General features: G+C 37.3%; 24 protein-coding genes and 1 riboswitch. Of the genes, 10 read left to right on the plus strand and 14 right to left on the minus strand.

Annotated features, from left to right (window positions below; translation table 11 throughout):
• Positions 1–104 precede the first annotated feature (104 nt).
• The 3 genes from AABK36_RS13940 (at position 105) to AABK36_RS13950 (ending at position 2,216) form a co-directional block, all read left to right on the plus strand.
• Positions 105–722: a carboxypeptidase-like regulatory domain-containing protein gene (locus AABK36_RS13940; protein ID WP_309938295.1), complete on the plus strand. Its 618-nt coding sequence runs from the start codon at positions 105–107 to the stop codon at positions 720–722.
• Between the two features lie 113 nt (positions 723–835).
• Positions 836–1,387, plus strand: coding sequence for a zinc-ribbon domain containing protein (locus AABK36_RS13945; RefSeq protein WP_309938294.1), 552 nt, complete (start codon positions 836–838; stop codon positions 1,385–1,387).
• Positions 1,388–1,568: 181 nt separating this feature from the next.
• Positions 1,569–2,216: a hypothetical protein gene (locus AABK36_RS13950; protein ID WP_309938293.1), complete on the plus strand. Its 648-nt coding sequence runs from the start codon at positions 1,569–1,571 to the stop codon at positions 2,214–2,216.
• A gap of 251 nt (positions 2,217–2,467) precedes the next feature.
• On the opposite strand, the gene AABK36_RS13955 is transcribed toward AABK36_RS13950, so the two are convergent.
• From AABK36_RS13955 to AABK36_RS13985, 7 genes are all read right to left on the minus strand, one after another.
• Positions 2,468–2,695 carry a hypothetical protein gene (locus AABK36_RS13955; protein ID WP_309938292.1) on the minus strand — a complete coding sequence of 76 codons (228 nt, stop codon included), beginning with the start codon at positions 2,693–2,695 and terminating at the stop codon, positions 2,468–2,470.
• A gap of 437 nt (positions 2,696–3,132) precedes the next feature.
• Complete coding sequence (locus tag AABK36_RS13960; RefSeq protein ID WP_309938291.1) at positions 3,133–3,408, minus strand: hypothetical protein; 276 nt, start codon at positions 3,406–3,408, stop codon at positions 3,133–3,135.
• Between the two features lie 253 nt (positions 3,409–3,661).
• Positions 3,662–4,273: an acyl carrier protein gene (locus tag AABK36_RS13965; RefSeq protein ID WP_309938289.1), complete on the minus strand. Its 612-nt coding sequence runs from the start codon at positions 4,271–4,273 to the stop codon at positions 3,662–3,664.
• A gap of 5 nt (positions 4,274–4,278) precedes the next feature.
• Entirely contained in the window at positions 4,279–5,502 is a 1,224-nt protein-coding gene (locus AABK36_RS13970; RefSeq protein WP_309938288.1) for a site-2 protease family protein, read from the minus strand.
• 189 nt (positions 5,503–5,691) lie between these two features.
• Positions 5,692–6,060 (minus strand): hypothetical protein, encoded by a 369-nt coding sequence (locus tag AABK36_RS13975; RefSeq protein WP_309938287.1) that lies wholly within the window; start codon positions 6,058–6,060, stop codon positions 5,692–5,694.
• A 105-nt stretch (positions 6,061–6,165) separates the two neighbouring features.
• Positions 6,166–6,444 carry a hypothetical protein gene (locus tag AABK36_RS13980; protein ID WP_309938286.1) on the minus strand — a complete coding sequence of 93 codons (279 nt, stop codon included), beginning with the start codon at positions 6,442–6,444 and terminating at the stop codon, positions 6,166–6,168.
• Positions 6,445–6,514: 70 nt separating this feature from the next.
• Complete coding sequence (locus AABK36_RS13985; protein WP_309938285.1) at positions 6,515–7,036, minus strand: alpha-ketoglutarate-dependent dioxygenase AlkB; 522 nt, start codon at positions 7,034–7,036, stop codon at positions 6,515–6,517.
• 614 nt (positions 7,037–7,650) lie between these two features.
• Between AABK36_RS13985 and AABK36_RS13990 the strand changes: the two genes are divergently transcribed.
• From AABK36_RS13990 to AABK36_RS14005, 5 genes are all read left to right on the plus strand, one after another.
• Positions 7,651–8,577, plus strand: a complete 927-nt coding sequence (locus tag AABK36_RS13990; RefSeq protein ID WP_309938284.1) for a hypothetical protein — start codon at positions 7,651–7,653, stop codon at positions 8,575–8,577.
• A 148-nt stretch (positions 8,578–8,725) separates the two neighbouring features.
• Positions 8,726–8,995: a tyrosine-type recombinase/integrase gene (locus tag AABK36_RS25440; protein ID WP_374709117.1), complete on the plus strand. Its 270-nt coding sequence runs from the start codon at positions 8,726–8,728 to the stop codon at positions 8,993–8,995.
• Positions 8,996–9,147: 152 nt separating this feature from the next.
• A complete protein-coding gene (locus AABK36_RS13995) occupies positions 9,148–9,936 on the plus strand; it encodes a hypothetical protein (protein WP_309938283.1) in 789 nt (262 codons plus the stop codon).
• Positions 9,937–9,998: 62 nt separating this feature from the next.
• A complete protein-coding gene (locus tag AABK36_RS14000; protein ID WP_309938282.1) occupies positions 9,999–10,550 on the plus strand; it encodes a hypothetical protein in 552 nt (183 codons plus the stop codon).
• A 522-nt stretch (positions 10,551–11,072) separates the two neighbouring features.
• On the plus strand, positions 11,073–11,657 hold the full coding sequence (locus tag AABK36_RS14005; protein WP_309938281.1) for a hypothetical protein: 585 nt from the start codon (positions 11,073–11,075) through the stop codon (positions 11,655–11,657).
• A gap of 393 nt (positions 11,658–12,050) precedes the next feature.
• On the opposite strand, the gene AABK36_RS14010 is transcribed toward AABK36_RS14005, so the two are convergent.
• The 3 genes from AABK36_RS14010 to AABK36_RS14020 form a co-directional block, all read right to left on the minus strand.
• Positions 12,051–14,522 carry a protein kinase family protein gene (locus AABK36_RS14010; protein WP_309938280.1) on the minus strand — a complete coding sequence of 824 codons (2,472 nt, stop codon included), beginning with the start codon at positions 14,520–14,522 and terminating at the stop codon, positions 12,051–12,053.
• A gap of 70 nt (positions 14,523–14,592) precedes the next feature.
• A complete protein-coding gene (locus AABK36_RS14015) occupies positions 14,593–15,990 on the minus strand; it encodes a hypothetical protein (RefSeq protein WP_309938279.1) in 1,398 nt (465 codons plus the stop codon).
• 11 nt (positions 15,991–16,001) lie between these two features.
• Positions 16,002–16,901, minus strand: a complete 900-nt coding sequence (locus tag AABK36_RS14020; RefSeq protein WP_309938278.1) for an SPFH domain-containing protein — start codon at positions 16,899–16,901, stop codon at positions 16,002–16,004.
• A 121-nt stretch (positions 16,902–17,022) separates the two neighbouring features.
• Positions 17,023–17,173, plus strand: a riboswitch (FMN riboswitch).
• A 110-nt stretch (positions 17,174–17,283) separates the two neighbouring features.
• Between AABK36_RS14020 and ribB the strand changes: the two genes are divergently transcribed.
• Together ribB and AABK36_RS14030 are read left to right on the plus strand one after the other, a co-directional pair.
• Positions 17,284–17,922: a 3,4-dihydroxy-2-butanone-4-phosphate synthase gene (gene ribB / locus AABK36_RS14025; RefSeq protein WP_309938277.1), complete on the plus strand. Its 639-nt coding sequence runs from the start codon at positions 17,284–17,286 to the stop codon at positions 17,920–17,922.
• Between the two features lie 405 nt (positions 17,923–18,327).
• On the plus strand, positions 18,328–18,708 hold the full coding sequence (locus AABK36_RS14030) for a hypothetical protein (RefSeq protein WP_309938276.1): 381 nt from the start codon (positions 18,328–18,330) through the stop codon (positions 18,706–18,708).
• A gap of 93 nt (positions 18,709–18,801) precedes the next feature.
• Here the strand turns inward: AABK36_RS14030 and pafA are convergent, their stop codons facing one another.
• From pafA to AABK36_RS14050, 4 genes are all read right to left on the minus strand, one after another.
• Positions 18,802–20,421: an alkaline phosphatase PafA gene (gene pafA, locus AABK36_RS14035; protein ID WP_309938275.1), complete on the minus strand. Its 1,620-nt coding sequence runs from the start codon at positions 20,419–20,421 to the stop codon at positions 18,802–18,804.
• 172 nt (positions 20,422–20,593) lie between these two features.
• Complete coding sequence (locus AABK36_RS14040) at positions 20,594–21,478, minus strand: metallophosphoesterase family protein (protein WP_309938274.1); 885 nt, start codon at positions 21,476–21,478, stop codon at positions 20,594–20,596.
• 137 nt (positions 21,479–21,615) lie between these two features.
• Positions 21,616–23,172: a RagB/SusD family nutrient uptake outer membrane protein gene (locus tag AABK36_RS14045; protein WP_309938273.1), complete on the minus strand. Its 1,557-nt coding sequence runs from the start codon at positions 23,170–23,172 to the stop codon at positions 21,616–21,618.
• Positions 23,173–23,313: 141 nt separating this feature from the next.
• A complete protein-coding gene (locus AABK36_RS14050; RefSeq protein ID WP_309938272.1) occupies positions 23,314–26,721 on the minus strand; it encodes a SusC/RagA family TonB-linked outer membrane protein in 3,408 nt (1,135 codons plus the stop codon).
• Between the last annotated feature and the right edge of the window lie 43 nt (positions 26,722–26,764).

The following is a 26,764-nucleotide window of genomic DNA, read 5'->3' on the forward strand; positions in this document are numbered from 1 at the left end:
AATCAAAATGGGATATGAACTTAGTGAAAATGAAACTTTAACCGTTTCAACGCCAAATCTTGAATTATTGAAACCGAATAAAGATGCAGTTCCTTTTACATTTTATGAAAAATAAACTGACAAGAAATATATTCATATTATTCATTTGGTTAATATGCAACTATAATGCAGTTGGACAATCATCAATAAAAGGACTTGTCAAGTCCTCCGTTACGCAGTTAAGGCCAATCACAAATGTTTATATTGAAATACTCAATATAAAAAGACCTATTCTGGACAGAATGACTATGGCAGACAGTTTGGGGCACTTCTATTTTGAAAATTTAGAGCTTAATAAAACATACAAGCTTAAAATTTCTGCCTTTGGTTATGCTAGTCAGACATTTGAAGTCAGGACAAATAAAATAATCAATGATACGGTTTTAGTTATTGAAGCAGAATGTGATTATAATGAAGAGCAAGCCGAAAAAGACTGGAAGAATGGAACTGCAAAATTATTAATTATTGGGTCAATTGTTCCAATAGCAAATACTCGTCAAGACAATTTATTTGAAAAGAAGTATAATGTTGAGTATTATGACTTTGGTTGCAGTCCTCCAATTTATGAATGCATTAAGCTTTATAATGAACGAATTTTTAAATTAATGGACGCTAAGTATGGACAGAATTGGAGAAATAAAGTCCGAACAGATGTTGAATATCTAGAAAATAATACTTTATAGCAAAAAATAAATTTCCAACCTAATAAACAGCATCCGTATATAGGTAAAATATACGGAATTCGTGTTATTGGGGCATTGCATAATATTCGTAATATTCCTAGAGCATAACATAGATGAAGTTAAAGGATAGATACATAAAAAGGATTGTATGCCCATGTTGTAAAGAAAAAAAATTAGCAGAAGATTTGACTCTATCTTTAGGGAGAAAAGTACACATGTGGGGATCAAGAGAAATAAATATAGATTTTGAATTTCTTTCTAAAACGCAGGCTGTTGATTGGACTTGTGATAAATGTTTAAATGAGAAAAAAGCAATTCAGGCAATTTTCGATAACCAAAAATATATTGACAAGCTCCCAAGACTAGCATATTTTGACAAAGAAATAGTGTGTAGGAGCTGTGGAGTTGAATACAACTTTAGTAAAGAAGAACAAAAATTTTGGTATGAAGATCTACAGTTTTGGACTCAATCTGACTGTACAAATTGTAAAAAATGCAGAATGAAGATTAGAGAAGAAAGGAATCTTAATACTGAACTTTCTGAATTATTAAAGAATAAAACGGACTTAGATAAGCAAAAACTAGTCAGAATATCAGATATCTATAAATTGATGGGAAAAGATGAAAAGTCAAAGGAATATTTGACGAAATCAAGAAGAAAATAAACATTACACAACAAAAACTAATAAATATAGGGCTTTTGTGGGTTTTGTAAGAATAGGTGGTTATTTGGAATCCCGCCTGAATTTAATGAATTTTAAAAGTTTGGCTTATCAAGTTCACAGGGAAGGTGGTAACTTAGTCTCTACATCCTTTAGCCAAGCGTTATAGAGAATATAACTAACCATGAAGGTAATACACTGGACACCAAAAGATAATAAAAGCTCAATTCTAGAAAGAGGTATTTTGCTTAAAGATACTTGGATTTCATGTTCAATGCTTACGCCATTTAAAGGATTAAATAGATGGTGGTTAGATTACATGTTTGAAGATCAGGAATGTATAGGTATAATATTTGAATTGCAAGAATCAGATTTCCCGCTGGTTCATGGTCACTGGATGATAGATACAACTACAGAGTATGATGAAGAATTCGAGCCAATATCTAAACAAAGAAATTCTCTAAAAGACATCCTTGAGCAAAACCCTCAATTTGTATTTCAAAATAAAAAAGAATTGATACGAGATTACACGCAAAACATAATCTGGAGAATTGGAAATACAATTGATAACTCTTCCATTTTAGGTAAAGACAATATATACTGGCCAGACAACAAAAAAATAATTGCTTCAGGACGAAAATTGATAAAAGCCAACTCAAAAAAAGCTAAAGAGAAGTTTATTGATAATGGTGATTTTATGAAATTTGTATTCGAAGATTATGAAGTATTGTTGTTTAAAAACATTGAAGCCAGTCGAATCGAAAGAATAGTAAAACCTAATTCAAGCTTCCCATATCACGATTTACAGGAAAAGGTGAAAAAATCACTATAACATACTGAGATAAAATCATGCTTGGACAATTCCATAGGTTACCTTTCTACATTCTGGCAGTCCCCCCAATTCTGCGAATTGGACTATTTTGACAAGTCAAAACAAACAAAACTCTTGAGCAAAATATGCCGAGAAAACCTTCTGATAAACTCTTGTGAATGCAGACGCAGCGATTCGCTGATACTATTCTTTTGTAGCTTTTGACTTTGAATATGATTCTATCATCTCGAACATCCAGTAATCGATGGTGTTTATTTCCTCATTTCTTTGTCTCTCATATCTGAATCATAGATCTTGCCGTCCTTTGCAAAAGCCCAAACATTTGATACTTCTCTCATCACAGGAAACAAACGCTCTTCATCCGATACTTTTTGTTTGCTGACACGCCTGAATTTACGATTAGCATCTCGCTTATCCTGCTTTTCAGATCTAGCTGTTGTGATGCCATGTATTTTTGTCTTTCTAAATGATCTGCTCATTTAAATTTGGAATACATCAATGATAAAAATTTCAAACTTTACGCTTATTAGAAATGATCAAGAATATTACAAACCATAACGCTAATGGAAAAAGATATGACAGAGAAGCCAAGAAGGAATAATCATTATCTGCGTATGTTAAACCAAATGGAACTGCAAAAAAGAAAAATAAAATTTCACTCAAAAGCGGTACACCCGTTATTCCACCTATTACTATAGTAATCAATATTAAGCTTGTGATAATAAATGACTGAATTAATTTTTTTAGCATAACATTATATTTTTCACAACTAACTCTTATTTATATTGAGAAGGCTTTAATCTAACAATTCTTCAATCAGACTATTCATTATATCAATATAATATAACTCTTCCATCTTGATATCTATCTCTGTTTTTTCTTTTTTTAGAGGAACTTTATACTTACCTACAACTTTTCAATGGCTAATCTCAATTTCAAATAAATTTTCACCTGTTAATAGGCCATCTTTTTCACAAACGAATAATTTTCCTCTATACCAATCAGCAAACACTCTATTATCTTTAAAACCTTCTATAGTATTCATTGCTACAGGATAACCATCACTACAATTGTTCATTGAAACCATAAATAAACTATCATTACAAATAATCCATGTAAATGTATATAATCGCCAACAGTCTGTACTTATTTCTATCTCTTTATTTTCATCTTCAAACCTTTGGAGTCTCATTCGGAAAGCTTTCAAAGGGATAATTGACTGTATGATTTAAATACAGAGTATCTCCTTTCAATACTATTAAATCTGATACTTGAGGAGTTGCCTTTAAAAAACACTAGTCAACAAACAAATACAAAATACAATTAACCTCTCCATAAATACAATCTAATTTCCCTTGATATTCCTTTCTCAAAATATTCATCTTGATAATAAACTGATTCAATAGTTTTATTGATAATATCTGTTGTGATCATATTGATAAAATTCATTCAATCCCAAAATCTTTAACAATCTCATGATCCAACTTTTGCGCATTAACATCTACTCCACAAAGTTCGTCAAGCAAGCCTACGATTATTCTTTGAACTTCATATTCACTGGTGATTTCCTGCGGATTGATGAGCTGAGCATAATTCAATGATATCACCCAATCGACCAGTTTCTTAATAGTAACTCGACTGACAGGTTGAGGGAAAAGAGAAATGTCGGTATAGTATGTAATCCCCCAAACCTTATACTCTTTGCCTTTCACTTCTTCATCATTAAAATCCCAATTATTTAATTGTGGAAGTTTAAATTCAGTAAGCTTTTCTATTTGATTCCAATCTGACTCAAGATTTTCTTTGGATAATAAATGCGAAACCAAACTATTTGGCTCAACCATTTTTTTATCATTCCCTATTTGAATAAAAGCTTTTCTCAATCTATAAAAAACAATCTGTTGCACAGATGTATGATGATCAGCAACTGATAATTTTTGAAAAGTCTCATTAGCAAAATTCCTAACAGTAATAATTCTCTCAGCCTCTTCCTTTGAAAACCGAATTCCAAACTTGTCTTCCACAGACATCAACAATTCTATTGAATCTAAGCCCATAGATTTTAAGCTAAATTTTCTTCCTTTTCATAATTAACAACTTTCTTCTCGTACAAGTATTTGATGTCTGCAGCCATCTCATCCTGATGATCTTCGAGGTATTTTTTATATTTTTCTGCATTCACTATAACTCCATACTTTGTGTTGGAATAGCATAGATAAATAAGTGCAGAAAAATTCCTTGGGTCTATAAAATCAAGATCTAAATTTTTAGCCAATATATCACAGCCTTCTTTAAAATTTTCAGTCTCAATCAATGCTATAGCTCTTGTATTTTGATAATAATCAAAATTCGGGTGATCTTTAACTGCTAACGCTGAATATTTCTCAGCATCCACAAATTCATCATTAAGAATTGAGAACCAAGCTAATGTGTTATAGTAATTTGAAAGTGATGATTCTTCTTTATAATTTTCAAACTCACCTTCAATAGATTTCAGTAATACATAACCATTGCTAAATTTACCCAATCCCATAAGAGCCATTGACTCTAATAACATTAAACTTAATTTATTCTCACCCTTAACTTGCAGTTCCTTAATTTTATCATAGGCCAATTGAAAATCCTTCTTTTCAGACAACAAATAAACAGCATTTAAATAATCCGTCGAGCTGCTTTTAACCTTGCTTTTGCCTCTCAATTCTTCTAATATTAACTTACCATCATGCGCTGTTTTTCCACCAAAAAACTTCGAAGATATAGGTATTAAAGAAAACAGACCTAAAAAGGCACTGGAAATTATTACAAATCCCGCCCATAGAACTTTTCCTTTTTCGAACAATGCATCTTTGAATAATAGATATAAAATAATAATTGAAATAAAATTAAAAATTGATCCGCCAGCAAGGAATAAAATCTTTTTCCATTTCCCATGCATTGAAACATTGGTAGCTAACACATAACCTGAGTTCAACTTATTATTTAGTTGAAATTTTGTATTAAAAAGATTAATAGAACCAACTTTAAAGCCAGAGCCAAAAACAACCAACCCAGCATTCATCTCAAACAATGTTGCAAAAAAGTAATGTCCTAACTCATGTATAATAATTGAAAATTTCAAAGATAATACTAAGGCTACAATATTGAATAAAGTTAGAGTGTAAATTGAATCCTCAAAGCCAATAGAGTACAATAAAAAACCTAGTCCCAATATACTAACCAAGCCATTTGGCAAAAAAGTAGTAATCAAATTCTTAATCAACTGCAACTTTCCCTTCAAGTCTTTCATTCGAATTAATTTTAAAAAACACAATTAAACTAAAATCACATTAGATAATTCACTTAATACATCAATAAAGAAACATAATTCAATGCTGATTCTTAAATTTAATTATTATAATTCAATTCACAACACAAACCCTATAACTTATCTTCAATACAAGATTCATTTATGGCCATGAAAAGCCTCCATGAACAACTAATCTTCCTCTATTAATATCTTTTCGATTTTATGAATGATCAGCCTCTTGTGAACGTAAAACTCTTTTGGAAAGTCGCACTCTGGATCCGAAGAATAATGCTTGTCACTTTTAAAATGATTCAATATAGTTTTCAAGCTATCCAAACCCCTCGCATATAATTTCCTATCCTTGACTTGAAAGGCATAATAATAATCTTTTGAAGTAAAATGATGCTCTTTATTAAAGCCACAATTTAAGCAAACTACTCTCCCATCTTGCGATGGCAACAATTTCCGATAACGCTCTATTTTCCCTGAAAAATAAGAAGCTTTACTCAGACACTTCGGACACTTGACTATCCTTCTTACAAGCTTATCATCAATCATATCCATTAAAAATAATATCCCCAAGTCTTTTAGTGCCCCAGTAACGAATTTGATTTATCTCAAATGATGACAGTTTCAACAAAGCATCTGAAATCTTCAAAACCGTCAGTCAGAACCACAATATCGACACTGTTTGGCAAATGGAGTTCTAGCAATACCTCCGCATTTAGGACATAAATTCCGTTCTAATTCATCGAAATGCTCTTTGTATATCCTTTCCGCAACTCTTCTCCTGAAAGCTAAATCTCCATCCTTCAATAAATCAAGAACCCTCGGATCATCCGAGCTTAACTCATCATATATTTTTCCAGCCCTTAGGCTTTTGTCTTTGAAGCTCAAAAATTTTTCTTGCGCATGATGATGTGAAAAAGCCTTTTTCTCCAATTCTGTGCAAAAGCTTTAACAGTGCTATAAAATATAATCCAGCACATCGCTATGGTTTTGCCCTTTATGCTTATTCATCAACTCTCAATTTCCTGAAAGTAAGACTCATTCTACCATTTTCGGTCTCTGATTTTGGAATCGCGTGTTGCCAATTCTTTTGAATTTCATTTGACATAAATATCAATGTACCGGAAGGCAATTCAAAATCCTTAATTGTCTCCTTATCGTCAATTCGCCTAAATCTTAATACTCTGGTTGCACCAAGCGAAACAATCGCAACACCCGTGCCTTCGTCAAGTATATCCGTCTGATCGGAATGAAAGCCCATTTTGGACTTGCCGTCCAAATAATAATTGACAAGGCAATTGTTTGGCTCAAAACCCAGCTCAGCATGGATGCTTATGATTATATTCTTAAATCTATCTGGAAAGTCCTGATAAGGGTAACTTATCTGCGAGTAATTATAAGCAAGTCCGAAGCTCGCAGTTTTACGAGAGCTCATCCGCTCATCCCAATTCAAATTTACCCTCAGATACTCAAATAGCTCTTCAGACTCGTCAACAAAATTTTCAATATATATTATTCCTTCCATTTAAATCATAAATTTAACCTCAATAAATATAATCAAAAGGTGATAAGATGTCGAAAATTAAGCTCAATAATTCAAGTAAGATGGTAGATTAAAAAATTACAAACCATAGCGCCTGTGGAAAAAGGAATGACAGAAAAGTCAGGAAGAATCGGTATATACCTATTGCCGTCAAGGCTATATAGATGATTAGATATTATCTAAAAAATACAAGCCTGAAATTTATCTCTTTGAAGGTCAAAATGATAGAATGCCTTCAAGCTCCAGCACTCAAATACTTGTAAAGAAATACGTTAGAGAATCTGGGGTCAATAGAACTATAAACATTCATAGCTTAAGACATAATCTGGCACCTCATCTTTAGGAATATGACATGAAACTCAAGTATATTAAACATATATTGAGACATAGCAATTCAAAAAACACCGACACTTACACATATATCACTAATTTCAGACTTAATTAAATAAATAAACCTATCAATATGTTTGAAACATTACTTTTTATACTTATTTTTTTATTGAAATAAATTTATAGCCTAATAAATAAATTCCGCGCATAGGTGATATATACGGAATTCGTGTTATTGGAGTGTTAGCAAATATTACTCTCGAAAGATGACCATCAGAAATATATTCGTTACAACTCTTGTTTTGTTAAGCGCAAGCCTGGCAGTTGCACAAGAAACAAACGTAAGTACCCAAGTAGACTGTGTAAAATACTTGAACAGACAAGACAGTCTTAATAGAATTAAACTGGAATACTTCAAAACCCAGATTTTAGAACCTGCTAAAAAATCCAACTCAATTCCAAAATCGAACATCGAATTTCTTGAAGCTCTGTATAGCCATCAAAACCTCTCATGGGTTGAACGAGAGTCTACTCCTACTCTTGATAAACCAATATTTCCAATTTTTAGACTAGAAGAAGGGCAGTTAGGAATATTCTCTTTTCCAAAATATAACTGCTATAAAAATGAACGTGGTTATACAACTTGTGATAATCTATCTGCCGAAAGAAAAGTAATTTTTAATAATCTTTCCGAAGAGAATGAAGCCGTTTATGATCCTAACCCCGAATTAAAACCAAACCAAGACGCTTTTAATAAAATTGTCTCGAAAGGAGAAGTCATAGTATTTACAAGCAACACCAAATATCTTGATCAAGTAGTTCAGCTTTCAAGTTATGCAGATGAATGTCTAGAATATTATCACTACCAACTCAAAAATCAAACCGCTGAGAAACCATTGTTTGCCACTAGATTTGAACTTAAACTGGATATAAAGCCTAACTCTAAAATTGACAAGAAAATTGAAAGTCAATACGCTAAAGGCTGTTATGACTGCTCGTTCAAATACGAACCTGTAAAGACCTTTGCTACTCTTGAAGGAATCGACAATATATTCTTTACTTATACTGACACATTTCCGCTGAACAACCAATTAAACAATCCTGAGCGTACGATCAGAATGCTTTTGAAAGATGGAACTGTTGTAATTCTATGGTCCGAATCAATCGATTTATTTGGATGTAGCTGTCTTTAAAACACATTTGCTAACAACTAAGCCTCCGTACGGCTCGCCGAACTCAATATGAAGACTTAGTCGCTCCCAATAGAACTATACCGATGCTTAAATATTTCTGGAAAGATATAAGCCTGAAATTTATCTCTCTGAAGGTCAAAATGGCGGAATGTATTCAAGCTCCAGCATTCAAAAAATTGTAAAGAAATACGTTAGAGAATCTGGGGTCAATAAAACTATAAGCACTCATAGCTTAAGACATAATCTTGCTACCCATCTTTTGAAAAATGCCGTGATTCTCAGGTATATTAAACATATACTGAGACATAGAAATTCAAAAACTACCGAGATCCACACATATATAACTAATTTCAGACATAACAATATAAACAACCTTATTAATATATTTGAAATATTATTTTTTATGCTTATTTTTTAATTAAAATAATTTTTTAGCCTAATAAATGAATTCCGTGCATAGGTGAAACAAACGGAATTCGTGTTATTGGGATGTTAGCATCAATTAAAATGAAAAGAATATTCTTCATAATCGTCACCATAATCACTTGGCACTTCTCTATGGCTCAAGACATGAGTGAATTAGTAAAGAAGATTGCGGAGGTGAATGAAGTTCAAGACGCTCATATTGGTTACGCTGGAAGTCCACGTGAACAATATAAAAGATTTGAGCTATTAAAATCAAAGGCGACAGTTAAGGAACTTATCGACCTGACAAATCACAAGAATAAAGTTGTTGCCTGCTATGCAAGTTGGGGGCTTATCGACAAAGAATATGAACATTTAGACCAAATCTTGAATAAATTTCTTGATAATGACCACAATGTTTCAACATTTAGTGGTTGTTTGAAAGGAAGTGACCCAATCTCCTCGGAGTTTTATAACAGATATTGGAATAAATTACGACTTGAGTCTAATGATGAAGAAAAGACACTTCAAAATGATGAACAGCTTTTGAAAATAGACAGTTTAATTTTATTTAAAAAAAATGTTTATTGGTTGATTTTAGATAGAGCTCTCCATAATAGAAAATACCCTGATAATTACTTGAACCAAATCAAATTGCTCGCATTTGAAAAAAAGAATTTAGACGCATTAGAATACATATATAAATATGACCTAGAAGGGAATGAGAAGAGCATTCAAAACGCCTTGACAAAATATTTAGATAGAAAAAAAATTTGGCCAAGTGAGTATGAAGTCATATTTGACATATTACTCTCATTTAAGGATGAAGATTTAACTCAAGTTGTGCTGAACGAATTGAAAGAAATTGATAAGAATAACACCTATCCATCATCAAGTAACTATGATGCAATTTTGAAAAAACATGGAATAAAAAAAGATGCTAACAATGGCTAAAAAATCATAGCTGCCCTACAGGGCTGCAACGCTTTTTAGCCGGAACGTTAACAACAAGTACAATGACTCCAAAGTATTCATACATTTCATCAATTGAATTCATAAACAAACTTGAATTCGAGTATATCGAAACTTATTCCTTGCAACGCGGAACTGAATTTGAAACCGAGTCGAAAGTAGGATTTAAGGAATTTGAAAAACTACAAAAACAACTAGAGAAGAATGGCGATTTATCTGAGATAGAAATGTCTCGTTTGCTGATGTTAAAAAAACTTCATGGATTTACGCAGTATTTAATTAACAATAATGGAGAGTTTCACCCTTCTGCCGAAAAAACAGGAACATTTAAAAGTGATGATCAAATAATTGAAAAACTGAAATCAATATTGAATACACCTATTAAAGAAGTTCCAAGCTGGATGTGTGCTCCAGTTTATCGAGACGCCATTGTCTTCTACGATTTGAACAAAGAAATAATCTCAACTTTGAACGTTTGCTTAAGCTGTGAATACATGGAAACAAGAATGTTCAATCATATAAATGCAGATGCAGAAACATACAATCTAATGCGTGAGTTCTTTATTGAGTTGGGGCATAAAGTTGAAGAAAACTAACCCGCTACTAACAACTAAGTCTTCGTATGGCTCGAAGAGCCCAATGATGACGGACAGAGCTGAAAAACATCCGTATCTATGGGTTTTGCTACTGGATAAGCTGTACTTCGAATGCTTGATTTTACGTGATTTTTCAAAAATAAGGTTAGATTTAGTGACGTTTTTAATTCAATGTTTGCTCCAATTAATCGTCCATACTTCTGCTATTCTAGTTTCAATTCAACTCCAATTGCAAAGCCATATGAGCCAGACATCTTTCGTAATTATTGATTGTACTATCACTTTTGTCTGCTAAATCATAGTGCCTTTTGAGCTTGAAAAAAGAACCACCAAAGCCTGGAACTACTTTACAAGATTTTCCTAATACTGTTTCCTTTTTTTCATATATTTAATTGATTATAAAACAGCATTTAAAGCTACCCTGAAAGGGTTTAGTTCAACACTGCATATGAAATCACAGCCTCTTATCGGCTGAATACGATTCATTTACTATACATTGGCACATATTAAGGGAAACTACATATGAAATTTTATTTAACCATGTTTATTTTAATTTCAACCATCAATTTGTTCGGTCAAAATTCTGAACAAAAGATTATTGAACTTTCAGAGATAAAACTGTGTGAATTAACATTATCCGAATTAAAAAATCAGGATGAAAACTTGAAAGAAATTGAATTAATAGAAATGGCTTTATGCTCCGATGGCTTTGTTAAAGATGCTCGATTTGAGAATAGAAAAGGATATATTTCAAAATTTTACAATGGAATAATTTTCCAAAAAGATCGAGATACTGATTTAATATCGAAGATAAGATTAACGAAAAAGTTTAAAGGGAAATTACCAGATGGAAACTATGTTGACCTTTCATACTTGACAGCGGAAAAAATTCTTGAGAAGTATCCGAAATTTAACACTTGGAGTTCAAGAGGTTGTTCAGATTATTGGAGTCTAACTGATAATTCAATGTATTTCTATGTGGAGATTGACAAAACAAAAGAATCAAGGTATCCAATAGATGAAAAATTTTATCTAACTAAACCAATTGAAGGAATTGATATTGTTTCAAACTGTTATGAAAGTACGCAAAACAATAAAAAACATTGATAATTTTAAACGGAAAAGAAGTTACTAAAGCAGAAATTGAAAAATACGAACCGAAAGATATATAGTCTGTTGAAGTTTTGAAAGAATCTGCGATTAAAAAATATGGAGAAAAAGGATAAAATGGTGTTATTATAATTAAAACAAAATCGGAAAAATAACCAGCTACTAACAACTAATCCTTCGTACGGCTCGAAGAGCCCAATACGAAGGCAACTTTGACTAGACATCACTATCTATGGCTTTTGCGACTGGATAATCTCTATTTTGAAAGGTTAATTTTACGTGATTTATTAAAATATAAGACCGGATTCAGCAAAGGTTTTCAGTAGCCTTTGAGCTTCTCAAGACCTCCTTCCACATTCAATCAACCAAACACTAGGCAATATACCTCCATCAAAGCCCTGTAACATTCGATTTGACCAAAAACAGCTTGTAATCCAAATCCTGGCGATTGTAGCCGGAAACGAGCGAGTCAACCATCTGACAGGTTTCGAATAGATAGTCAGCGTCATTGGAGAACTCTGTGAATTGAATTTTTGAAAATGACTTGAGCATAGCTCTTTTGTCGTGTATGCGGAGCAACGCTTCGATCATCCCTACTTCCAAAGCGGTATAGTCTTCATGCATTCCGCAAACATCCTGCAAAAAATGTATCGGCATGGTATGCCCCAATTGCCCGGACATCAAGTTGTCCAATAATCGAGTGAACATGTCTTTCACAAAAGCCAGCTGCACTTGCAACTGATCCTGGAACTTAAACGGCACTGTGTCGGCTTCAAGCGTGGTTTTCGCGGCTTCCTCAAAGCGCTCATTATTCTTGCGCACTTCATGCATTGTCTTTCCCTGATTAAGGCATTTTCCTTCGGTAAGGTATTTAACCATAATATGCTGGCCATAAGAGCTTAATGTCTGATCAATCGCCTTGATCGGCTTTCCGTGCTGCAGGGTTACTTTTGGCGTTTTCTTTGGATTGTTGTATCGATCAAGCTTAACGTTGAACATCACATTTCCGCCATGGATAGTAATCCAAAAGCGGTCAAAATTACCCAAGATCAGGTCATACACATATAGTTCTCCCATGGAAGCTTGAACATCCGCCCACCTGCTTATTCTCCTTAACTGGGCTCCTCCCGGCGCTTCTCCATATTCCTTATGCAGCTTATTTCGAGTCACTCCTTCCATTCGCTCCATAACCAAACAAGAATATCTATAGCTTTGCTGACCTGTCTTCGTGATATCTTTTTTAAGCTTCTTGCGCACATCTTCATTAGGGCATTTGTCAGCGCTGGCTCCCAAGGAAGCTAAAAACGGATTTTCTTTGCCAATCGCCAACGTCGCCGGAGCATCAACTCTCCTCCCCAAGCTTTTCACAAAATTGGCCGCGAAAGCTTCTTTTTCCGGGTTTCTTGAAAAAGCGAACAAGTAATCATCCTTGATATAAACAAACTTAAGAATCTTGTCTTCCCCTGCCAACGTTTTAAATCCATAAACAGAACCATACACGCCCTGTTCTCCCAATATATGAAACGTCCCCCAATCAATGTCATCCGGTGAAAAATCAAGCTCAGGCTTCAGCTTTTTGAATTCTTGCTGATCTTTCTGCATATGCTTGCCAACAGGAACTCTCAATCCATGATAAGTCATTCTTTGCTTGCGATGAGCGCCTTCCAACCTAGGCAATTCCATTAGCTCGTCTTCTCCCTCGGAAGAATTTGAATCTTGGGAACTGGAATCCACTCCTCCAAATCCAATCGGGTCTATCAACACAAAGTCGCCAACTTCCTTTTCCTCAACGGTCAAAGGCTCTCTGACAGGAAGGTAAACCGGCCTCAAATCCACAGGACATTCTAAGCCAACTTCTTGATACAACTGATGCATATCCTCTCGAAGCAATTCAAAAGCTCGTTTATCCGACATTCCTGACTTTTTGAGCGTAAACTCATCCAAGATTTGGGCTAACTGAAGATAAGGCGTCGTAAAAGTCAAAGGTGCAAATTTCTTTCTTCCAAGCCACGACTCGTTTTTCCCCTCGGATGGAACAAAATAATCAGAACTTTTAAAACTTGGAACTATGCTCAAAGCCGCTTCTTCCACATCAAAAGATGACAATGGCGCTCTGGACGACACTTGCGGAGATAAATCAACCGTTGGTGTATAAAACTCTCTTTGCATGCTATTTGCCAAGCCTGAAAGAATTTTCACGCCCGTCGGAAATGCCATCAACTGCCCAATGCTTGACATCAACTGGTTTTTCAGCGTTTCGACGTGCACAGCTCCGTCTGTTTCAGCGTGCATTGTCATAAACAGAGACTCTCTCTTGGTGCTTGACATTACAGCGTTAAGCGCGTTGGGATATGCCGCTTGTTGAGCCGATGAAAGTCCATATTTATATGTCGGCATCAAGCCCAAACCAAAAAACCTGATATAGTAAGTTACAAAAGCCCTTTCTTCCTGAATTTCATTCAATATTCGAAGATTGACTCCCACATCATCATCCCCCTCGCTTTTAGCCAACGAGGCTTTGGTCATCAGCTGACCTTTCTTCCATCTAAAAATCATCTGCTCCAGATCATGAAGCAACCTCAAAGCCTTGAATATATTATCCTGCAAGCCACTTGGAACGTCCCTGCCATCCTTTTGATCCCCCAGCCTTTGAATCTCTTCTTTCAAGAATGCATAATGATCCAATTGCTCCTCAACCTCTTGTTGAAACCCAGTCTTTGCTCCAGCTCCGGATTTTCGGCATAAATGAGCATAGGCCTCCTTTCCCAACATCGCTTGCAAGGGGGCCTCTTTAGTAACTCCTTCTCTAGACTTGGCTTTAGCAAGTTGAGTTTTATTATTGGATAATAATGGTTCAAACATGTGCATTCCTAACGCTCATCAATTTATCGACCTCTCAAAGGCTACAATTGTTTGAAATTCCAACATTTAATCATTTTCCTATCGCTGAAGACCGAAACTGACGATGCCATTTCATTTCTCCCAATCCATGCTCCCTTCTCAAAGAATTTTCAGCTTGATGAACTTTATACCAAAATTCAGAATCCCATTCCTTCAAATCGCTATCTTGAAGAAAGTTATCCTTAGGAGGAGCAACAATTTTTCTTTGTCCTCCCAAGTCATCCACATCATGCATCAACAATACTTCCGCAAGGTGCAAAAAGGAAGGGTTAGGCAAATATCCGCCCGTTTGATACCTATCCAACATAGGCGCCGCTCCCTGTCGAATAATAGAACCTTCCGCAACATCAATATCCTCCCATTGATAGTCCTTTAGCTCTCTTCGACTAAGCGTTGGCGCTTCTACAACTTGAGTATGCGGCACAATCGACCCCATCTCAAGCCCTGTATCTCTCAAAGTTTCCGTTAATGCCAAAGATTCATCTATTTCCACAGCTTTAAGTTGATCCTCAATCCGGCTTGGCGGAACATGCCCAATCGTGCTTGACTCTACCTTTTGATACCTTTTCCATTTGGAATCCTTGACCATCGCATCGCTGTCCTTTCGTGTAAAATCAATGGACGCATAGCTGAAATTTTTGGATCGATTCATTTCAGGATACGAACGACTATAATCGCTTTGCTTGTAACTCTTGCAAGTCGGGAAAAAATGAGGCTCGTAAGCTTTGCCCGGATAAACAACAATAGGGCTGTGCTTTTTATCCATGATGTTTTGCATAAGATACAAACCCCAAGGTTTGCTCATAATTCGAAATAAATTCGCCATGACTCGCGTCCTAAAACCTACCAACCTTTGATTTTCCGCGCGATCTCCCAATCTCTCCTTGATTACTACTTGCCCGTTTCGCTTATCCATCAGCTGAGCCCAAAGCTTTTGAAACGACTCATGTCTCCATTTATGCTCTCCATCTTTTGGAAAAGGAGACCACATGGGCAAATCCTCCGCCAGAACATGACGCATCAGCGTATAATATTCCTGCTGTATGCTATCAAGAAGCACCTCCAAATCCCGATACTCTTGATATGCATACACTCTTCCCCGGCTTGCTTGATACGTCGGCTGATTAAACCCTGACATGTACTGATAGACCACGTGTTCCATCTCATACAACATCTCAAACTGCCTATGAAGCCCATCCAACGTGATGCGATCCTGGCCTTCATAGTCCATCAACATTCTTTCCAACCGTTGAAATCTCTCTTTATTACTATCCGAAAAGCCTCGATAGCTTTTTACTTGCCGCTTGAATTCGCCGCTAGTCATCAATGCCTGCGCAACGCCATTAGCCAATGGAGGATGCAAAGACATGCCTTCTCTATAGTTGTTGGCGACTTTTCTCAGAGCCGATTTCACCGAACGTTGCAACATTTCACTTTAATCTAATGATTTACTGAAGTTGTGTCCAAGACAGGCGTTGTTTCCTTGTCAGAACATAAGACAACCATCAAGTTGCTGACCATTTTAGCTTTTTGCTCTTCGGACAGTTCGATAATATTCTTTTCCGACAATTCTTTCAATGCCATTTGAACCATGCCGACAGCTCCTTCCACGATCTTCGTTCTGGCAGCAACCACTGCCGTCGCTTGTTGTCTCTTCAACATGGCTCCTGCGATTTCAGAAGCATAAGCCAGATAGCCTATCCTCGCTTCTATCACATTGATACCGGCTATTTGCAATCTTTCTCTTAATTCATTCTCAAGCGCATGGTTAACCTCATGCAAACCCGAACGCAAAGTTATTTCTTTGTTTTTCTCCGAATGATCCGTAACGCTTAAGTTATCATACGGATAAAGGCCAGCCAGCTTTCTTACTGCCGCGTCGCATTGCACTTCCACAAACTGATTGTAATTATCCACATCAAATGCCGCTCTGAACGTTTCCTCCACTTTCCACACCAAGATGACACTGATCAAGATAGGATTCCCCAATTTGTCATTCACCTTCACTCTATCGCTGTCAAAGTTTCTCGCTTTTAAGGAAATCAAGCCTCTCGAATACAAAGGATTCACCCAAAAAAAACCATTCTCTTTGACCGTCCCTACATACTTCCCAAACAATGTCATCACGCTTGCTTCATTTGGATTGATAATCATCAAGCCTTTGAAGGTAATAAAGGCAACCAACACAGCTACCACGCCTCCGAACATCAATTGCTCGTCAAAAAAACTATAAGCTCCAAACCCCAATAAACCCAGTGATATCAACAGCAACAAGTAGCCGCTCATAGGCTTGACTATTTTTTCCTTCGTCTCATTCATACTTTTTTCACTTTGCTTCATTCATTGAACTGTTTGACAGCTAATGAGTTCGAGCAAAAATCTATTGCAACAAATTCATTCGTCGGATTCATATTCCCACTTTTACCTGTCCAATCTTCATTTTTATGCTATATTTGCGCGGTATTAACTTCAGGGCGGGGTGAAATTCCCCACCGGCGGTGATTTTCTTTTGCAAGAAAAAAGCCCGCGAGCGCTCAGGCTTACGCTTGAGGACAGCAGATTTGGTGAGATTCCAAAGCCGACGGTCATAGTCCGGATGGAAGAAGATAGTAAGATTACTCAAAGTTACTCGCTTTGAGACAGACAGCCATTGCCTATAGAAAAGCATTGGCTACCTATCACTTTCTTAGCCCCTCTAACACATTTTATAAATAACATCATTATGAGTTTATTGCAATCATTTGGGATTGACTACAAAGAGAGGACTGAAAAAGCAATCGCCGCATTCAAAGCCGGCAAAGGAATTTTATTGGTGGATGATGAAGATCGTGAAAACGAAGTGGATTTGATCTACTCCGCCGAGCACATGACTGACGAGCAGATGGCTTTCATGATCAGAGAATGCTCGGGCATCGTTTGCTTGTGCATGTCTGAGGATTTGGCGGATCATTTGGAGTTGCCATTGATGGTCAAAGAGAACAAAAGCCAATACGGAACGGCTTTCACCATCAGTATCGAAGCCAAAGAAGGCGTTACCACAGGCGTGTCGGCTCAAGACAGAGTTACGACAATCAAAACAGCCTACCAAGCCAATGCTAAAGCTGAAGACTTGTCGTCTCCGGGGCATATATTCCCATTGAGAGCCAAAAGAGGCGGTGTGCTGGAAAGAAGAGGCCATACGGAAGGGACTGTTGAACTTGCTAAGATGGCTGGATTCAGAGCCATGGGAGTATTGTGCGAAGTGATGCATGCCGACGGCACAATGATGAGATTGCCGGAAGCTGTGAAATTCGCTCAAGAACATGACATTCATTTACTATCCATTGAAGATTTGGCTCACTATAGAGAAAATCAGAAATAAGCAATTACCGAAAGCTTTCTCATTGCGAGGAAGCTTTTTTATATTGTTATTAAATGACAATAAATATGGATACTTACCTTTGCATGCCAAGCGCAGACGTCTTTGCTTTCTACATCAATCTGTTCATTATTCTCCCCTTATCAGCCTTCTGTATCGGCTTATTTTTCTTAATTAAATCTTTAAGAAAAAAAGTTCGCAAGTAAAGCCTGAAACCAATTTATGAGCAACTACTTAGTTTGTGGACCAAATACAAATACAATCCATTTCTTAATCGAAGCCTTCGAGATTTTTAAGGTTATCTTTCTTTCTATAGCCACAATATTTTCACTAGTTTACTTGCGAAAAAGAATTAGACGGATTTTCAACAAATTGTTTAATCCATTTTTTACTCCGACTTTAACAATTATGCAAAAAGAAATTTTAAACTGGCTGAATAATATTGATTCTAAAACAACGGGATCATTCAAAAACGATATCGCTTTTAATTTTGGGATATTTGAAAGCGAAGATGGCTACATGCTATATCTAGCTGGAAGCACAGAATACGATGATGATGATGATGACTGGGCATGTTTAGATATGCCTGAAAACCCAAGCTTGTATTTTGAGATACCTACCAATCACCAAAATACAACATGGGAAGATATTCTAGAATTAGTTTGCGAAGCTCTATCAACATTAGAAAAAAGTCATCATTTCAATAACACTTTTTTGGAAAAAGCAGAAGCGATTACTACTGGTTTCGACTCAGGAGATTTAATAGCCATCAGAACACCAGTAAAATAATAAAAAAGCGGGCAATCAATAACTGCCCGCTCACAAACGAAATTATAAATTGCTTAGATGAAAAAATAATCGTGAATATCCACTTGCATGAATTTAATCATGCAAAAGCTCTTTGATTGGCGAACCTGTGGTTCCGCTTGGAAATTTAATTCCCAACAGAGCGGAAATCGTCGGAGCGATATCAGTGATTTCCTTTTTGTCCCAAGATTTCCCTTGCTTCACGCCATTGCCAAACCAGATCGATGGCACATGAGTGTCATAGACATATGGCGATCCATGCGAAGTTCCTTTTCTACTGCTACGGTATAGCCATCCAGACTGCAAACAATAAAACACGTCGCCTGACCTTTTGGGAAAATAACTTCTCGAAAGCATTCCTTTATATCCTCCAGCGGAATAATCTGTTAAGTTGATCCGATCAGCTGTAAATGCTCTTGCTATCTCTTTTCTTTTTTCCAATAATTCGACAACCTGTTGGTTCACTTCTTCTTTACGCAAGTTCAATTTCTTCAATAAAGCATTATTCAAATTAATCTGAAAAAAATCGATATAATCTATCCATTGTTCCTCCACCGTGTATTGCTGATTTAGAAAATCATTGATTTGCTTTACGCAATTTTCCTTATCAAAATAACCTCCGGGCATCTTCTTTTCCTGCAAATAAGCAGGCACTTCAGAACCGCCATGATCAGCGGTTAGAAAAACCAAATATTCTCCCTCGCCAATTTTCTCATCCAAATACTTTAACAAATCAGCAATATTCTGATCCAATCGAATATAAGCGTCTTCCACCTCCATCGAATACGGTCCAAAAGCATGTCCGATCATATCCGTCGAAGAGAAATTAATGGCCAAGAAATCCGTCACTTCATTGCGACCCAATTGCTCCGCTTCGATACTCTCTTTAGCCAAATCAAAAATCAAATCATTTCCAAAGGGCGTGTCAGAAATGAAGTTTCGTTTGCCATGCTCTTCTTCCACATGATGCGGAAACTTATGTCCATCATACCCATCCTCGTACCAAGCGTCATCCTGACGGCTATTAACATATTTGTCCAAACTCAAAAGCGGTGTCCATTGCTTTTTCGCATACGAATCAGGCAATTTCTTATTATTGAATTTCTTCAGCCACTTCGGCAAGTCCTCCATATAGTATGAACTGCTGACAAATTCTTTCGAGTCTCCATCATACCAATACGCTCCATCCGGATTATGCCCAGCCGAAAGCACAGCGCTTCTATCCTTGATCGCTATTCCGATCACCTTTGATTCAAAGCCAGTGCACATTTCCAATTCATCTGTTATTGTGGTTGTCAACAGATTCACCGGTGAGCGCTTGTATTTCTTTTCATTGCCATTGCCGATCAACCGAACGGTGGAATCCTCCACGCAATATTCCACTTTATTATTATTCCTGTCGTACCACTCATTATAAACAATCCCATGATACGCAGGAGATGTTCCCGTGTAGATAGAAGCATGTCCAGGCCCCGTAGTCGTAGGCATATAATTGTAATGCATATTCTCAACTGAGAAGCCTTCCCTTTGCAATCTCTTGAATCCATCTTCGGAAAAATGCTCCTCAAAACGTTTCAAATATTCGTGTCTCATCTGATCCACAACCACTCCAACAACTAATTTCGTTTTCTTTTCTTGAGCCCAAGTAGCCAAAGGCAACAAAGCGATAAAGGCTCCCGCTATAATTTTCTTCATAATTTTAAAATAAACAGAAGAGCATGCACGCTCTTCACTCAGCGCATTTTCAATGCATTTTCACAAATAATTCCATGAGAAAACAGATGAAATTGTATCCAGTCATGACTTTAAGAAATAAAGTCCGTTGAATATTAATGAAAAGACAAATTGAAATTCACTAGCTACACAACTATAGATCAAACGTTCTATTTGTAGCATTGTAATAGCCTTCGATAGTTATTCCCTTGGATGGGGAAATAGTCAACACATGATAGCAATTTCCATTAAGCCCGGGCAAATCCACCATCCCGTTGAAGCTAAAGTATTGTATGCCATTTATCTCCTCATGCAACTCCTTGTGCACATGTCCATGGAACGAAGCAATCACATCGCCTGATTCTTCCAAGACTTCTCTCACTTCCGATGCATTTATTACCGCATGTTTTCCCTCGCCAAACAACATCTGATGGCAGAATACAACCGTTGGCAAAGTATTCTTTTCAAGGTCTTTTCTCAACCATTTCAATTGTTGCTGAGGAATATAAGATCTATCCCATTGAAAATTACCGGGAGCATAAGATTCTCCATTTTCATTGAAGCAACCATCCAATACGACAAAATGATAACCCGACTGATCGTAAGAATAGTAAGATCGACTGGAGTCAATCCCTGTATTGGCAATATTCTCTAAAAATTGAGTCTTAGTGATGCTATCCACATCGTGATTTCCAATCACGTGATAAGTGTCGCCATCAAACTGTTGATAAGACAATTCCAATTGTCTTAGGTATTTCAAAGTATTATTCTGAACGGGTACTGCGTCTTGATCTTTAAAGTCTCCCAAATGGATCACAAAATCCACTTGAGCTTTATTCATATGCTCGGCAAAGACATTCATTTTAGACAAAGAGTCTTTGTAATATCTCTTTTCAGTGTTTGGCCTTTGCGCGTAATGCGAATCTGTCGCCAAACCAAATCGAACGGTATTTTCATTATCTGATGCCATAGACAATCTTGTCAACAGCAATCCTGAACACAAGGTTACAGTTTTCTTAAAAAATTCTCTTCTTCTCATATCTATGCCGATTTCTTTTCCAAAGCAAGAAAACGGCAACTTGACCCAATTGGCCGAAGCCGCCGTGTAGTGATTTTCTATTTTCTACCCAAATATGTTTATCCAGCCTCTTTAGCTAAGTGGCTATATTTTCATAATTACCAACCTGAATTTTGAGCGATCTTGCCATTGCTATTGGCAATCTCATGCGGAGGAATAGGCCATACGTGATGCACATTAGGATCGAAATTCGTGCGCGCTTGCCAAACTTCTTTCACCTCATAAGGCGAGTTAGGATCTGTCAAATCTTGATGAACCCTTCCGTGCAATGGCTTATGGTAAGCCTCTTTAGCATCTCCCCATCTTACCAAGTCAAAATGGCGATCCGACCATTCTCCCGCCAATTCGCATCTACGCTCATTTTTCAACTGCTCCAATGTCGCTCCAGAAATCGGCTCCAACCCTGCTCTTTGTCTAACTTGATTCAGTGGCTCGTCTCCGTTCAATCCTTGTTGAATCAAAGCTTCAGACTTAAGCAACAATACTTCGGCATATCTCATCAATGGAACATTCAAATCCGTGGAAGGGTCATTAGGATTTAGGTGAATTCCTCCGGGATAACTGTATGGCTCCATGTATTTATTGAACTGAAAGCCGGTTCTATTATTAACAGAGAAATACTGTCTTTCCTCTCCAAAGTAAGTAAACTCATCGCCAAACTTAAGAATAGTAGCTTCTCTTCTCTTATCGCCTTCTTCAAAGGACTCATACAACTCCAATGTAGGATGAAAATATCCCCATCCATTGTACTTGCCCCAGCCTGTATTCTCAAGCATAACTCCCGGCAAGATCGAACCTGCCTCTGTACTCGAAACCACCGACCACAAGTATTCCGAGCTCCAATTGTTTTCTATAAAAAACACGGACTTGAAATCATGATCAGGATTGCCTGTATTCACCAAAGCATGGTTTCCTGAATTAATCACTCGATCGGCAGCTTCCACGGCTTTTGCCCAATACTGATCATCATATTGCGCGTGAAAAACATACGTTTTAGCCAAGTAAGCATTAGCGGCATGCCTGTGCGCTCTTCCCCTGTCAGATTCAGATAATTGATCAAATGCAGGGAGCAATTCAGCCGCTTTTTCAAATAAATCTTCAATGTAAGCATAGTTTTCACCCACATTCGCAGGTCTGGTCAACTCGCTATTTTCCTCTGGATTTTCAATATTCAAAATCGGTATACCAGCATTTTGATCGCCATATCTATAAGCGATTTGAAAATACATCAATCCGCTCATAAAATATGCTTCACCCAATATTCTATTTTTCAATGCTTCATCCATCTCTATGGTTGGCACATTGAGAATAATTTCATTGGCTCTTCGAATTACCTGATAATGCATATTCCAAATTCCTTTGGTGTAAGGCTCGTCTCCCGTGCATGTAAAATCTTTCATCAAGATAGACTGAGCCTTATCTCTACCCACAATCATGTCATCAGACGCGCAAACATACCAGAAGAAACCTCTTCCATACATGTGATTATGCGTTTGATATTCATAAAGACTATTCGAAGCGGCTATCGCATCTTGGGCTGTCATCCAGAAATTGGAAGATTCCGTCTTGCCTTTCGGCTTGATCTCGTAAAACTCGTCATCGCAAGAAAAAAGCGCGAATGACAAGAGCATGGTGATCAACAGTGACTTTCTCATTTTTTTATCAATACAATATTTTACAATCTTTTTAAACAAGCCTCGCTTTATAGAGACTTAACTTTATTCAAGGAGCGACTTTATTCATTCATGACAGGACGCTCCTTATGATTTTAGTAAATATCTTTTTCCAAGAACTCCTTAGAAACTTAAATTCAATCCAAATGTATACACTCTTGACACTGGATACTTTCCTTGATCCATACCATTACCGCCGATCTCAGGATCGATGCCCGAATATTTTGTGAACGTCAAAAGATTATTGCCCGTGAAATACACTCTAAGCTTGCTCAAGCCAACTTTCCCAACAATTCTCTCCGGCAATGTGTATCCAAATGTCAAGTTTTTCAATCTTAGGTAAGACCCGTCTTCCAGATACCAGTCCGAATTCGTTCCAAAATTATTGTTGGGATCTTTGGTTTGCAATCTAGGAATATCGCTGTCGGGATTTTCCGGCGACCAAGCATTCAATGCTTCATCGCTCAAATTATACCCTTGCAAAGCTGCGTTTTGCGTAGAATATTTGAATCCGTTGAAAAGTTTCACTCCTTCGACTCCTTGGAAAAACATGCCCAAATCAAAGCCCTTATAAGTCAAAGTAATATTCGCCCCGTATGTCAGCTTTGGAAAAGCGCTTCCCAAATACACTCTATCTTCATCGCTGATCTTGCCATCCCCATTCGCGTCAATAAATTTCAAATCACCCGCTTTTGCATTAGGCTGAATTCGAGTACCATCCGCATTCACATATGACTCAGCTTCTGCGTCTGTCTTGAATATTCCATCCGACTCTATTAAATGATAAGAGTATATCGGCTCTCCTTCTGTTGTTCTGAATGGTCTTAACTGGCCTCTTACAGCATCGTTATGAATAACATCATTTTCAAGTTGAGTTACTTCGTTTTGAATCATCGCCACATTACCAGAAATATTATATCCAATAGCATGATCCGAATTTCTATAGCCCAATGTCAACTCCAAGCCTTGATTTCTCACACTTCCCAAATTCTCATTTACAGGGCTTGAATAACCTTCATGGCCTTGCAAGTCAACCTGCATGATCATTCTCTTAGTATCTTTGATAAAATAGTCTCCTACGAAATACAACCTATTGTCAAACATCTCCAAGTCAACTCCAAAGTTGGTTTGCTCTGAAATTTCCCATTGAATATCCGGATTAGACGGACGTGCTATAGCGACTCCATCATTCCAAGTCGGCGTGCCTCCGATCAAAGCTCTGCCTGTGGGCTCGTAAATGTTGTAAATGGTATTTTCATCCAAAGAATAAACATTTCCTATTCTACCCCAGCTACCTCTTAGTTTCAAACTGGAAATCATACCAACAGACTGCATAAACTCTTCTTCGCTAACTTTCCACGCTCCAGATATTGCCGGGAACAACTCTCCTCGATTCTTAGGGTCCAACTTTGAACTGGCGTCATATCTGAAATTCAAAGTCATCAAATATTTTCCTTTATAATCATAAGAAAGCCTGCCCAGCCAAGAGCTCATCGACGAAGCTCTCGTCTCATCAAGCGGCTTTTGATAACTCGTAGCATTTGACATATAACGTTGAGACTCTTCTTCAGAAGCAAAGCCTCTTCCTTCATTTCTCAACCAATAGCTTTGCTGTTTTTGAACTGTGTAACCCAACAATGTATTGAAATGATGACCGTTAAAGCTCTTGTCGTAAGCCATGGTATTTTCCCATAGCCATTTGTCCCAATTCGATTTTTCCATAATCAAATAGTTCTCATTAAGCGGCTTGCCCGGCTCGGTGACCTTGGGTCTGAATTCCGTAAAATCCTTTCTATTGTAATTCAATGAAACGGATGTTCTAAACTTCAAGCCTTCCAAAGGTTTTGCTTCCAAATAAACATTTCCAAGCAAATTCACTTCCGGTTGTTTGATATCAAGTCTTTCCAACAAGGCAACTGGGTTTCTCACATCTCCATATGCTCCTGTGTAAGGCGATCCTTCAGGCGCCACACCGGCATAGTTGCCATTTTCATCATACACAGGCGCGCTTGCCGGGAAATAAATCGCGCTAATGATAGCTCCCTCATATCCATTGTCCGTATCCGCTCCATTTCCATCTGTGTATATTGCCGACACATTTTCTCCGAACTTGAAAACATCGTTGATTTCATGATCCAAATTCATTCTGAAGCTATAGCGTTCAGAATTGGTATTGATCAAGGTTCCCTCTCTTTTGTTAATCCCAAACGATGTGAAAAACTTGTTTTTCGCTCCACCGCCACTCATATTTACATCAAAATTGTATACTTTTCCATTGCGGAAAATTTCATCAACCCAATCAGTTCTGGTTACTTGACCATAAGGATAATTGGCTGCGTCATAGGCAGGATTTCTAGGCGACCCTGAATTATCAGCCGCGGTATTGTAAGCTTCAGCTTGTTGCGCAGCATTCAATGCCTTAGGCTTCTTCCATGCTTGTTGCACGCCAGTATAAAAATTCGCGTTGAAGCTGGTCTTTCCTTCGAATCCTTTCTTGGTTGTCACCATAATCACCCCCGAGCCGGCTTGAGATCCGTAAATAGCCGCAGAGGCCGCGTCTTTCAAGACCGATATGCTTTCAATATCATTCGCATTAATAGGAGGGCCATCATAAGGCACTCCATCAACTACCCAAAGAGGTTGTTCGCTATTCAATGTTCCGATACCGCGAATTCTCACCGAGGGATTAGCCATGGGATCTCCTCCCTCACTGACAATGGTAACACCCGCTACATTTCCTTGCATTGCCTCCAGCACATTGCTTGTAGGCCTTTTTTGAATTTCTTCGATATTATCCATCACAGAAACAGCCCCGGTCAAATCGCTTTTCTGCACACTTCCGTAACCGATCACAACTACTTCTGATAATTGTTGAACATCCGCCTGCAATACGATGTCAAAAGTGCTTCTATTTCCAATAGCGATCTCTTGTGTTTGAAAACCTACGCCTGAAACCACTAATATCGCGTCACCTTCATCTACTTTCAAAGTAAAGTTTCCTTCAAAATCAGTCATCGTCCCGCGAGAAGTTCCTTTCACCACGATGTTAATCCCCGGAATCGACTCTCCTGTACTATCCTTGACTTTACCTGAAAGCACTTGCTTTTCTTGAGTTTGAGCAGATCTAATATCCTCTACACCCTTTTGCTCTCGAGAAAAACGATCAGCTTTGGTGGAAGATGCTTTCGTCTTACGACTTTTGACCATCACGCTTTTGCCCGTTTTCATAAACTCCAAATTCGCTTGATCGGAAAGCTGGTCCAACACTTCATCCAAATCGGCATTGTCAACCCTGACGCTTACCTGTTGGGTAATATCAAAATCGCCATCAACAAAACCGAACTTTACTCCCGCTCGTTGCTCCAATATGCCAAAAACCTCCATCAAGCTCTTGCTTTCCACATGAAGCGTTAAGTTTTCCGAACTTGAGAGCTCTTGCTTTTCGCCACCGACACCATTGGCCGCCGCTGGATAGCAGGCATACGAAGCCGTTACGCCAAATAAAATGGCGGCCATTGTTTTAATTTTCATAATAATTTATAAAATTTATGGTTGTATAGAATATTTCGAAAGC

The sequence above is a fragment of the Aureibacter tunicatorum genome (assembly GCF_036492635.1).
Lineage (GTDB): Bacteria > Bacteroidota > Bacteroidia > Cytophagales > Cyclobacteriaceae > Aureibacter > Aureibacter tunicatorum.